This window comes from Frigoribacterium sp. VKM Ac-1396, from assembly GCF_015350895.1.
Classification (GTDB): Bacteria; Actinomycetota; Actinomycetes; order Actinomycetales; family Microbacteriaceae; genus Frigoribacterium.
On sequence record NZ_JADKSD010000003.1, the window covers coordinates 233,993 to 245,362 of the forward strand.

The 11,370-nt window shown below is 74.4% G+C and carries 8 protein-coding genes; 4 read left to right on the forward strand and 4 right to left on the reverse strand.

Annotated elements, in window-relative coordinates:
• Positions 1-335 precede the first annotated feature (335 nt).
• From ITJ55_RS13345 to ITJ55_RS13355, 3 genes are all read left to right on the forward strand, one after another.
• The gene (locus ITJ55_RS13345) at positions 336-1,826 is read left to right on the forward strand and encodes an alpha/beta hydrolase (RefSeq protein WP_194595834.1); all 1,491 of its coding nucleotides are present in this window, start codon (positions 336-338) and stop codon (positions 1,824-1,826) included.
• The gene (locus ITJ55_RS13350; RefSeq protein WP_194595835.1) at positions 1,823-3,436 is read left to right on the forward strand and encodes a GMC family oxidoreductase; all 1,614 of its coding nucleotides are present in this window, start codon (positions 1,823-1,825) and stop codon (positions 3,434-3,436) included. Before ITJ55_RS13345 ends, ITJ55_RS13350 begins: the two co-directional genes overlap by 4 nt.
• Positions 3,437-3,889: 453 nt before the next feature.
• Positions 3,890-4,312, forward strand: a complete 423-nt coding sequence (locus ITJ55_RS13355; RefSeq protein ID WP_194595836.1) for a DUF2809 domain-containing protein — start codon at positions 3,890-3,892, stop codon at positions 4,310-4,312.
• Between the two features lie 109 nt (positions 4,313-4,421).
• Here ITJ55_RS13355 and ITJ55_RS13360 read toward each other — a convergent pair whose 3' ends face one another.
• From ITJ55_RS13360 to ITJ55_RS13375, 4 genes are all read right to left on the reverse strand, one after another.
• On the reverse strand, positions 4,422-5,237 hold the full coding sequence (locus tag ITJ55_RS13360) for a polysaccharide deacetylase family protein (RefSeq protein WP_194595837.1): 816 nt from the start codon (positions 5,235-5,237) through the stop codon (positions 4,422-4,424).
• A 307-nt stretch (positions 5,238-5,544) separates the two neighbouring features.
• Positions 5,545-7,701, reverse strand: a complete 2,157-nt coding sequence (locus ITJ55_RS13365; RefSeq protein WP_194595838.1) for an iron ABC transporter permease — start codon at positions 7,699-7,701, stop codon at positions 5,545-5,547.
• Between the two features lie 8 nt (positions 7,702-7,709).
• Positions 7,710-8,684: an iron-siderophore ABC transporter substrate-binding protein gene (locus tag ITJ55_RS13370; protein WP_228498630.1), complete on the reverse strand. Its 975-nt coding sequence runs from the start codon at positions 8,682-8,684 to the stop codon at positions 7,710-7,712.
• A gap of 119 nt (positions 8,685-8,803) precedes the next feature.
• Positions 8,804-9,763 (reverse strand): ABC transporter ATP-binding protein, encoded by a 960-nt coding sequence (locus ITJ55_RS13375; RefSeq protein ID WP_194595840.1) that lies wholly within the window; start codon positions 9,761-9,763, stop codon positions 8,804-8,806.
• A 386-nt stretch (positions 9,764-10,149) separates the two neighbouring features.
• On the opposite strand from ITJ55_RS13375, the gene bla reads away from it, so the two are divergent.
• Positions 10,150-11,109 carry a class A beta-lactamase gene (gene bla / locus ITJ55_RS13380; protein ID WP_194595841.1) on the forward strand — a complete coding sequence of 320 codons (960 nt, stop codon included), beginning with the start codon at positions 10,150-10,152 and terminating at the stop codon, positions 11,107-11,109.
• Positions 11,110-11,370 lie beyond the last annotated feature (261 nt).

The window sequence follows — 11,370 nt, forward strand, 5'->3', positions numbered from 1 at the left end:
TCCCGGGCGGGCGGGGTGCGCACAAGGCGCGACCGCTGAGCATCCCCTGCCCGCGCCTCCCCGGTCCCCGCTCGGTGCCGTCGAGTGGTCGCGGATCGTCCTCCCGAGGCGCCCGGACCACGATCTGCGACCACTCGACCGACGCCGACGCGAGGAGGCGCGGGTCGGCGGGGTACGCCTCCCAGCGTCCGGGCCCCGGCGACGGGCAGTCAGTCGTACCACCGGCACGGTCCGCCCGCCCTCATCTGGCCCGATGTCGGTGGCCGGACGTAGCGTCGAGGTCGCCGGTGCGACGGGGGACGTCGCCCGGCCCCCGTCTTCTCCGAGGAGTCCGAGTGACCAGCGACACGACCACCACACGCCCCACCCTCTTCTGCCTGCACGCGCTCGGCATGAGCCGCCTCGAGTACGGCCCCGTGACGGACGCGCTCGGCGACGACTTCGAGGTCGTCGCGCTCGACATGCCGGGCTTCGGCGACGCCACGACCGTCGACGGCGTGACCGTCGACGACATGGTGCGTCAGGTCACCCGTCAGATCCGACGGCACGGTGCCACCCGCTGGCTGCTCGTCGGCCACAGCATGGGCGGCAAGATCGCCTCGATCGTCGCGGCCCGCACGCTCGCGGGGCAGGGCGGCCTCTTCGGCCTGGCCGGCGTCGTGCTGCTCGCGGCGTCGCCTCCGTCGCCCGAGCCGATGGACGACGAGAACCGCCAGCAGATGATCGCGGCGGCCGCCGACGGCCCGCTCGACGCCGACACGGCCCGCGGGTTCGTCGACGACAACGTCGGCGCCCCGCTGCCGACGCCGCTCGACGACCGGGCCCTCGCCGACCTGCACCGAACCTCCCCCGAGGCGTGGACGGCCTGGTTCGACCGCGGCAGCCGAGAGGACTGGTCGGCCGAGGTCGGCACGCTCGACCTGCCCGCCCTGATCGTCGCCGGCGGTGCCGACGGACCCCTCGGCGAAGACGCCCAACGCCGCCTCAACGGGGCCGTGTACCCGCGCGCCACGCACCTGACCCTCGACGGGGCCGGCCACCTGCTGCCGCTCGAGCGCCCGACCGAGGTCGCCGAGGCGATCACCACGTTCTGGCGTGACGACGCCGGCCGGGCACCCGTGATGTCGGACGACTTCGCGCGGGTCATCGCGTCGAGCCGGACGGCCTCGAACACGCGCGGCATCCTCGCGAAGCGAGCGGTGGCCGACGACCCGCGCTACGTGCCGCAGGTGCTGACCGAGGCGCAACTGACCACCCTGCGGGCGGTCGCCGCCCGCGTGGTGCCGCAAGACGACCCCGACCACGCCGTCGACCTCGCCGCCCGCGTGGACGCCCAGCTCGCCGCCGGCCAAGGCGACGGCTGGCGTAACGCCGACCTGCCGAGCGACCCCGAGGCCTACGCGCTCGGCCTCGACGCCCTCGCCGACTTCACCGGCCTCGCGCCCGAGCAGCAAGACGAGCGTCTCGCCGCGATCGTCGCGGGCGACCCCGACGACACCCTCGAGACGGTCGGCGACAGCGGTGGCGGCGACTCGCACCACGGGGGCGACCAGGGCGACGCGGGCCTCACCGGTGGCACGTCCGGCGACACCGACCGCCCCAGCGACGCCGAGGCCCACCCGTTCTCGGTCGAGCAGCTCACCGCCTGGTTCGAGGACTGCCGCGTCGATCTGGTCAAGGCCTGGCTCGCCCACCCGGCGACCATGGAGCGCATCGGCTTCGACGGTTTCGCGAACGGCCGTGCCGGTCGCGCCCTGCAAGGTTTCAGCCGGCTCGGTGCCGGCCAACGAGAGGGCTGGGAACCAGCCATGGAGGTCACCCGATGAAGCTCGACGCGCAACGCACCTACGACGAGTCCGAGGTCGTCGACGCGGTCGTGATCGGCACCGGTGCCGGTGGCGCCCCGATCCTCGCGAAGCTCGCCCTGCAGGGGCTCAAGGTCGTCGCCCTCGAGGCCGGCCCGAACTTCGAGCCCGACGAGTACACGCAAGACGAGATCGAGGCCGTCAAGATCAACTGGATGGACGAACGCCTGAGCGGCGGTGAGACCCCGACCGCGTTCGGCCAGAACAACAGCGGCAAGGGCGTCGGCGGTTCGACCCTGCACTGGGGTGCGTTCACCCCGCGCCCCGACGAGCGCGACCTGAAGCTCAAGACCCTCACCGGCAAGGGCGAGGACTGGCCCGTCGCCCACGCCGAGCTGATCGGGTACATCGAAGAGGTCGAGCACTTCGTCGGCGTCTCGGGCCCGGCCGACTACCCGTGGGACCCTCAGCGCTCGTACCTGATGCCGCCGCCCGCACGCAACGCGTCGAGCGACATGATGATCCGCGGCTGCGAGGCCGTCGGCATCCGGGCGACCGACGCCCCGGCCGCGCTCGTCAGCCGAGACTGGCGTCAAGAGCACGTCGGCACCCGCCCCGCCTGCGTCGGTTGCGGCAGCTGCCACCAGGGCTGCCGCAGTGGCGCCAAGGTCAGCATGGACACCAGCTACCTGCCGATGGCCGTCGCGAACGGGGCCGAGATCCGCCCCGAGTCGATGGTCACGGGCATCGAGCTCGACGAGGCCGGCGAGGTCTCGGCCGTCGTCTACGTCCGCGACGGCGTCGAGCACCGTCAGCGCACGGCCGCGCTGTTCCTCTGCGCGGGCGGCGTCGAGACGCCGCGCCTGCTGCTGCACGCCGGCATCGCCAACAGCAGCGACCAGGTCGGCCGCAACTTCATGGCCCACGGCGCCACCCAGGTCTGGGGCACCTTCGACACCGAGATGCGCGGCTACCGCGGCTACCCGTCGTCGATCATCACCGAAGACACCATGCGCCCCGACGGCGTCGACTTCGTCGGCGGCTACCTCATCCAGAGCCTCGGCGCGATGCCGCTGACGCTGGCGACGACCCTCGCCCGCGGTGCCGGCCTCTGGGGCCCCGAACTGGTGAAGGCCCTCGACGACTACCGCTTCATGGCCGGCGTCGGCATCAACGCCGAATGCCTGCCGAGCGAAGAGAACCGGCTCACGCTGTCCGACGAGCTCGACGAGAACGGCATGCCCAAGGTCGTCGTCACGTTCACGCCCGGCGAGAACGAGAAGGCGATCGACGACCACGCCGTCGAGACCATGACGGCCATCGTCGAGGCGGCCGGCGGACGCGACATCCGCGTCCTGGCCCGCACCGCCCACACGATCGGCACCTGCCGCATGGGCACCGACCCCGCGACGGCCGTGGTCGACCCCGACGGGCGCAGCTTCGACGTGCCGAACCTCTGGATCGCAGACAACTCGGTCTTCCCGAGCGCCGTCGTGGCCAACCCGGCCCTCACGATCATGGCCCTCGGCCTCCGCACCGCCGACCGCTTCCTGGCGAGCGCCGGGCTGTCGGGTGCCGTCGCCGGCGAGCGAGTCGGGGCCAACGTCTCGCGCGTCGTCGACGCGGCCTGACCCGCTCGACGCGACCCGCACCTCCTGAGACCCGAACCCAGGAGGCGCGGGTCGCGTCGGCCGGGAACGCCCCCGTGACGCAGGGTCACGGGGGTGCCCTTTCCTAGCCCTTGCGCCACAGGTCGAGCGCGAGCCGCGTCAAAGTCACGAACGACGTCGCGATCTGCAGCCACGGCACGGTCTTCCTGGGCTGGCCCTCGATGTCTTTCGACATGAGGATCACCTCCTGGTGTGCGCGCCGGCGGACACGAGGAGCGGAAGGTGCCAGGGATGGAGTCCGGCCGGGGCTGAACTAACATTGAACCGAGTTCTCGACTCGGGGATGGGTTTGCATCCCTGGTCTTCCACTCGGAGGACAACCGAAGCCCACGACCGTTGCTGCGGTCGTGGGCTTCGCTCTTGCCCGGGGCCGTGACCCGGCGGTGCCCGACCCCGCCCGCTAGCCTCTGCGACATGTCAGGCTGCTCGGGGGGCCGCGGTGACGCGGATCGAACCCAGCGCGAGCACCCGCGCCGGCCCGCTCGACTCGTCGTGGCCGCCCTCGCGACGGTCGGGCTCGGCATCGCCGCGAAGCTGCTGGTGCCCGGTCTCGCGGGCGACCTGCTCGGCTCGACGCTCTACACCGTGTTGCTCGCCCTGTTGCTGGCGCTCGTCGCGCCGCGGCTGCCCGGGGTCGCCCTCGCGACGACGGCGGCCGCGGTCTCGGTCGGCGTCGAGCTGCTGCAGCTGACCGGGCTGCCCGCCACCGCGACGGCGGCGTTCCCGCCCGCGGCGTGGATGCTCGGCACGACGTTCGCCGCGACCGACCTGCTCGGGTACCTGGCCGGGGGCGTCACGGGGCTGGTGCTGCTCCGAGTGCTGCGCCGCGCCTCCTGACCTCGCCACCCCGGGAGGCGCGGGTCGACTGGGCAAGAACGGCCCCTCGTCGAGGTGGGAAGGACGCTTGCCGCCCACTCGACCGGCACGACGAGCACCAGCTGCGCCGTCAGGTCGTGAAGACGTCGTCGAGGGTGACCGTCTGCAGGCCCCGCTCGGCGAGCAGCGTGGTCAGCTGGTCGAAGACCGTGGTCACCGGCAGATGGTTCGCGTGACCGATGACGATGTGCTGCGGCAGGAACCACTCGGTCGCGAACTGCACGACCTGCTCGGGTGTGATCAGGCCCGAGTCCGACAGCGAGCCGTACCAGAGCACGGGCGACGTGTAGCCGATGCTCGCGGCCGCCGCGTCGACCCGGGCGTCGTGGTAGCCGAAGGGGGGCCGGAAGTAGGGGCGCATGTCGACCCCGTAGGTCTGCAGCACGAAGTCGTGGTCGCGCTGCAGCTGCGAGACGATCTCGGCGTCGCTGCACTTCGTGAGGGCGGGGTGGCTCCAGGTGTGGTTCGCCAGCTGCACCTGGCCCGACGCCACGAGCGGGCGCAGCAGGTCGGCGTGGTCGGTCCACGCGGGCTGCGAGCCGTTCACGAAGAACGTCAGCCTCGTCCCCGTCGCCGCCGCGAACTCGGCGTAGAGCCGCACGACCTCGCTGTCGGCGCCGTCGTCGACCGTCCAGGCGAGCAGGTTCCCGTCGCCGGGCAACCCGGTCAACGTGCCGGCCGGGACGGGCACGCGCGCCACCGAGGGAGCCGTCGGCGTCGGGGTGGGGGTCGGCGTGGGGGTCGGCGTGGGCCTGGCCACCCGGGTCGGGCTCGCGGAGGCACTCGCCCGGGCCGACGGCACCAGCTCGTAGGGTGCCGACGCACACCCCGCGAGGGCGAGGGCGAGCGACGCCCCCGAGACCGACAGGAACGACCGACGATCCACGCGCGCCCCTTTCGACGAACCGATCCGCCCGCACCGGGCGCCGATCGATCAGCCTGGCATGCGCGGCGGGCCGGTCGCGGCCGCGGCACCCCGATCTCATCCTCGCCGCCGATCCGGGTCCGCCGTCCGACGGACCCGACCCGCGCCTCCCGCCCTCTCGAGCCGAGGAGGCGCGGGTCGAGTGGTCCGAGATCGTCCTTCGTGGACGGGGGAAGGACGATCTCGGACCACTCGACCGGCGGGCGGCGGGCGGCGGGCGGGCGGCGGGCGGCGGGCGGGCGGGCGGCGGGCGGGCGGCGGGCGGGCGTCAGCTCGCGGAGGCCCGCCCGCGCCAGAGCAGCCAGACGAAGTACGGCGTCCCGATGACGGCCGTCAGCAGGCCGGCGCCGAGCTGCGCCGGGGCGATCACGGTGCGGCCGAGCACGTCGGCGGAGCAGACCAGCACGGCGCCGAGCAGCACGGCCACGGGCAGCACGCGGGCGTGCCGCCGCCCGACCAGCGACCGGGCCGCGTGCGGGGCGACGAGCCCGACGAACCCGACCACCCCGACGGCGGCCACGGCCGTCGCCGTGAGCAGCACCGCGAGCGACAGGAAGACCAGGCGCGACCGCGAGAGCGAGACCCCGAGGAGGCGCGGCGTGTCGTCGTCCACCCCCACCAGGTCGAGGCGGCGACGCTGCAGCACGACCACGACGAGCGCCGCCGCGAGTGCCAGCGACACCGGCACCGCGTCGTCCAGGGTGCGACCGTAGGTCGACCCCGACAGCCAGGTGAGTGCCTTCGCGCCGTTGAACGGGTCGGTCAGCACGATCAGCAGGCTGATCGCCGCCGCCGTCGCGGTCGAGACGCCGATGCCGATCAGCACCAGCCGGTTCTGCGGGAACCCCCCTCGAGAGGCGAGGCCGAACACGACCACGGCCGCCGCGACTGCCCCGACGAACGCGGCGCCGGCGATGCCCCAGCCGGTGGCGAGCGGCACGGTGGTGACGAGCAGCACGGCGCCGAGGCCGGCACCGCCGGTCACGCCGAGGATGCCCGGTTCGGCGAGCGGGTTGCGGGTCACGGCCTGCACGAGGGTGCCGGCGAGGGCCAGGGCGGCTCCGGCGACGAGGGCCGCCACGACCCGGGGCACCCGGGTGTCGAGCACGTAGCTGACGACCCGTCCCGACCGGCCGGTCACCCAGTTGGCGACGTCGCCGAGCAGCAGCTTGGCGTCGCCGAGCAGCACCGAGCCGAGCACGACGGCGACGAGCACGGCGACCACGACCACGACGACGACCACGAAGCGCAGTCGCGAGACCACGGGGTGCCGGTCGGTCGGGCTGACGCCGCCGTGGTCGCGGGCACGGAACGCCAGCACGACCAAGAACACCGCGCCGAGCAGCGAGGTCACGACGCCCGTGGGCACCTGCACCGACGTCTCGGCGCCGACGAGCGCGCGCAGCAGCACGTCAGCGCCCAGCACGAGGGCGGCCCCGGCGAGACCGGCGAGCGGCATCGAGACGACGAACCGGCGGACGGCGGGCACGGTCCGCCGCAGCAGCCGCACGAGTGCGGGGGCGCAGAGGCCGACGAAGCCGATCGGCCCGGCGAGGGTGACGGCGGCGGCCGAGAGCAGCACGGCGGCCAGCACGGTCACCACGCGGGTGGTGCGGACGTCGACCCCGACGCTGCGGGCGGCGTCGTCACCGAGGGCGAGGGCGTCGACGCGGACGTTCACGGCGACCAGCACGAGCAGCCCGACGACGATCACCGGGCCGAGCTGCACGACGCCGTCGAAGCCGTTCTGCGAGATGCTGCCCTGGCCCCAGGCGTAGAGGCCGGCGGTCTGCTGCGGGAAGAGCAGCAGCAGGGCGCTCGTCACCGAGGCGAGGCCGAGGGCCAGGGCGCTGCCGGCGAGCACGAGCCGCACGGTGCCGGCGCCGAGCCCCGACAGGGCGAGCACGAGCCCGGCGGCGAGCAGCCCGCCGACGAACGCGACGCCGGACGAGGCCAGCAACGGCAGGCTGAGCCCGGTGACGGCGGCGATCGCGAGGGCGACGTAGGCGCCGGCGTTGACGGCGAGGGTGTCGGGCGAGGCGAGCACGTTGCGGCTCATGTGCTGCAGGGCGGCGCCGGCGGCTCCGAGGGCGACGCCGACCAGCAGGCCGGCGACCATCCGCGGGAGGCGCGAGGCGACCACCACGGACGAGTCACCGGCCGTCGCGGTGCCGGTGAGCGCCTGCCAGACCTGCCGGGCGCCGACGTCGGCGGTGCCCTGCGTGACGTCCACGAGGGCGAGCACCACGACGACGGCGACCAGCGCGACCGTCACGCCCACCGACCCGGGCGTGAGCCGTCGGGGGGCGGCGAGCCGCGCCTCCTGGGCTCGTGCCGCGCGACGCGCGCGCTCGTCGCGGCCCGGTGCGGCGGGCTCGTCGAACCGGGGCGGCGCGGGGTCGGTGGGGGTGACGGTCGTGCTCACGGTGCGGGTCAGTTCGTCAGGGTCGACACCAGCGAGTCGACGTAGGCGGTCATCGCGGCGGGTCCGCCGAACATCCAGATGCCGTCGTCGAGGCGGTGCACGTCACCGGACTGCACGAAGGGCAGCGACTGCCACACGGCGTTCGAGGCGAGCGAGACGGCGAACGGGTCGTCGGCACCCGCAGCGGTGTTGTCGATGTACATGAACTGCACGTCGGCCGGCAGCTGCGTGAGGCCCTCGACGTCGGTCGTGGCGAGGCCGTACGCCTCGTCGCCCTCGACGGTCCACGCGTTGGTGAGGCCGAGCTCTTCGGTGACGTCGGAGACGAGCGAGCCCTTCGCGTAGGGGCGGATGCTGACCTGGCCGGCGTCGACGTAGCCGTCGGCGAAGGCGAAGGGCTGGCCCGCGAGGCCGGCGTCGGCGAGGGCCTGCTTGCCCTCGGCGAGCGCGTCGGTGAACTCCTTCTTCACCTCGGTCGCCTCGTCCTCGGTGCCGGTCGCCTTCGCGATCAGGTCGAGGTTGTCCATGCTCTGCTCGATCTGGCGCGAGGCGTCGGCCGAGGTGACCACCAGCACGGGCGCGATCTCCTTGAGCTGCGTCACGGCGTCGGCGCTCAGGCCGTCGGTCGCGACGATCAGGTCGGGTGCGAGCGAGGCGACGGTGTCGAGGCTCGGCTCGCCGCGGGTGCCGATGTCGGCCGGCTCGTTGGTCAGGGGCACGGCCGAGTCCCACTCGTTGTAACCCTTCACGTCGGCGACGCCCACGGGCTCGACGCCCAGCGCCACGAGGTCTTCGACGACGTTCCACTCGGTGCCGACGACCTTCGTCGCGGGGCCGTCGAGGGTGATCTCGGCCCCCGTGCCGTCGGTCAGGGTGATCTGCTCGCCGCTGCCCGAGGTCGCGCCGGCGTCGGCGGACTCGGTCGTGCCGCAGCCGGCGAGGGTCAGGGCCGCGGCGGCCGCGACGGCGGTCACCGTCAGCAGTCGGCGGGCCGCGGGGCGGCGGGTGGGGCGGCGGGCGGAGCCGCCGGAGGTCGGGGTGCCGGGGGTCGGGGTGTGGCGGGGCGTCGTGGAAGGGCGCTGGGTCACGGGTGGTGTCTCTCTCATCGGACGGGCGTCTCGGCCCGGGTGTGGTGTCGGCCGATCGCGCGGGTGCGCAGGTGGCCGGTGGTGGGGTCGGTGTCGACGTCGATGCGGATGCCCCAGACGTCGGTCAGGAGGCGCGGCGTCAGCACGTCCCCGGGGTCGCCCTCGGCGACGATGCGGCCCTCGCTCAGCACGACGATGCGGTCGGCGAGCGCGGCCGCCTGGTCGAGGTCGTGCAGCACGACGCCGACCGCGATGCGGCCCGAGTCGGCGAGGTCGCGCACGAGGTCGAGCAGCTCGACCTGGTAGCGGAGGTCGAGGTACGTCGTGGGCTCGTCGAGCAGCAGCACCCCGGTGTCTTGTGCGAGGCAGCTGGCCAGCCAGACGCGCTGCAGCTGGCCGCCCGAGAGCTGGTCGACGCCGCGGCCGGCGAGGTCGGCCACCCCGGTCAGCTCGAGCGCCCGGTCGACGGCGGCAGGGCCGTCGGGGTCGGAGCGTCCCCAGCGGCCGCGGTGCGGGTAGCGGCCGAACTCGACGACGTCGCGCACGCTCAGCCCGCCCGGAGTCGGACGCCCCTGCGTCAGCAGCGCGACCCGCCGGGCGAACTCGCGCAGCGACAGCTCGAACCCGTCGACGGTCTCGCCCGGGCCCGAGCCCGAGCTCGTGCCCGTGCGGTCGAGTGGTCGCGAATCGTCCTTCCCGTGCGGGCGAACGACGTTCTCGGACCACTCGACGCCCGCAGGAGGCGCGGCGAGGGCCAGCGAGCCCGAGCGCGGCTTCTGCAGACGGGCCAGGGTGCGAAGCAGGGTCGACTTGCCGCTGCCGTTCGGGCCGACGAGGGCCGTGACGCAGCCGGGGCGCAGCTCGACGCGGGCGCCGTGGACCACGTCGACGCCGTCGTAGGCGACCGAGACGTCGTCGGCGAGCAGGGCGGCCGAGGCGGAGGCGGTGGCCGCGAGGGGCAGGTCGGTGGTCACGCGCTTAGGTTAGCCTAACCTCACCCCGGGGCCGCAACCCGACCTCTCGACGTCGAGCCGACGCGCGCCTCCTCGTCCCTCCTGCCGCCCCCCCTCCTGCCGACGCCACCCCGCCGTCGCCACCCCCCGAACCGGCGCGAACCCCCCGCCTAGGCAAATCGCTCGGCGCCGCCCGACGGGGTGCCCGCCACCACCCACCGAAGCCACCCCCCGAGCCGGCGCAGAACCCCTGCCTAGGCAAATCGTCCGCCGCCGCTCGACGGGGTGCGCCACCACCGTCACCGCCTCCCGCTCGCCCCCCGGCCCCATCCCCGCCCCCGAACTCCGGCTCGACCGACTCGCCTATCGTGGTGACCGCTCCTCCGCCCGACGACGAAACGAGCCGCATGTCACGCCGAGCCCTCTCGACCTCCCTCGCGATCGCCGCCACCCTGGGCCTCGGCCTGGCCGCCTGCGCCTCCCCCGCAGCAACGGCCCCGACCGTCACACCGAGCGCGAGCGACACCCCGGTCCCGCTGCCCAGCCCGATCGCCGCACCCGACCTCTCCACCCCCGAGGTCGAGGCCGCGCTGGCCGACCTCGAGTCCCGGTACGACGCCCGCGTCGGCCTGAGCGTGCTCGACACCGGCTCGGGCGCGACCCTCGACCACCGCGCCGACGAGCGCTTCGGCTACGCGTCGAGCCTCAAGGCGTTCGCCGCGGCGGCCCTCCTCGACGCGACCGACGACGCCGACCTCGACCGGGTCGTCACCTGGACCCAGGCCGACGTCGACGCCGCCGGCTACTCGCCGTTCACGAGCCAGCACGTCGCCGACGGGCTCCCGTTGCGGCAGCTGGTCGAGGCCGCCGTGCGGCAGAGCGACAACACGGCGCTGAACCTCGTGCTCGCCGAGCTCGGGGGCCCGGCCGGGCTCGACGCCGCCCTCGCCGCGCAGGGGGACGACGTGACCGACGTCGTGCACACCGAGCCCGACCTCAACACGCTCACCCCGGGCAGCACGGCCGACACGACCACGCCCGCGGCCTTCACGGCGACCCTGGCCCGCATCACGGCCGGCGACTGGCTCGCCGCCGACGACCGCGCGACCCTGCTCGACTGGATGTCGGGCAACGCGACCGGAGACACCTTGATCCGCGCCGGTGCCCCCGACGGCTGGCAGGTCGCCGACAAGTCCGGAGGCGCGGGCGGCATCCGCGACGACGTCGCGATCGTCACGCCCCCCGCGGGCGACCCCGTGGTGATCTCGGTGCTCACCACGCGCAACGACCCCGCCGCGAAGTACGACGACGCCCTCGTCGCCGAAGCCGCCCGCATCGCCCTCACCGCCGCGGCCGCCGCCCGCTGACGCACGCCGCACCTCTCCCGGCCGACGCGCCGTCGAGTGGACACCACGCCGAGTCGTACCGCGGTGTCGTGTCCACTCGGCGGTGCCCTGCCCCGTGCCGCATCCGCACGGCGCCCCGCACACCCCGCCACCACCTGTTCGCCGCGCGTTCACGCGACCTCCCCCGGGACGTCGTCGCGCCTCCTTAGCGTGCCCACCGGGCCGTCCGGTCCCCCGTCGCCGCTCCCGGCGAACCCCGGCCCCGCACCCGAAGGACCCCCA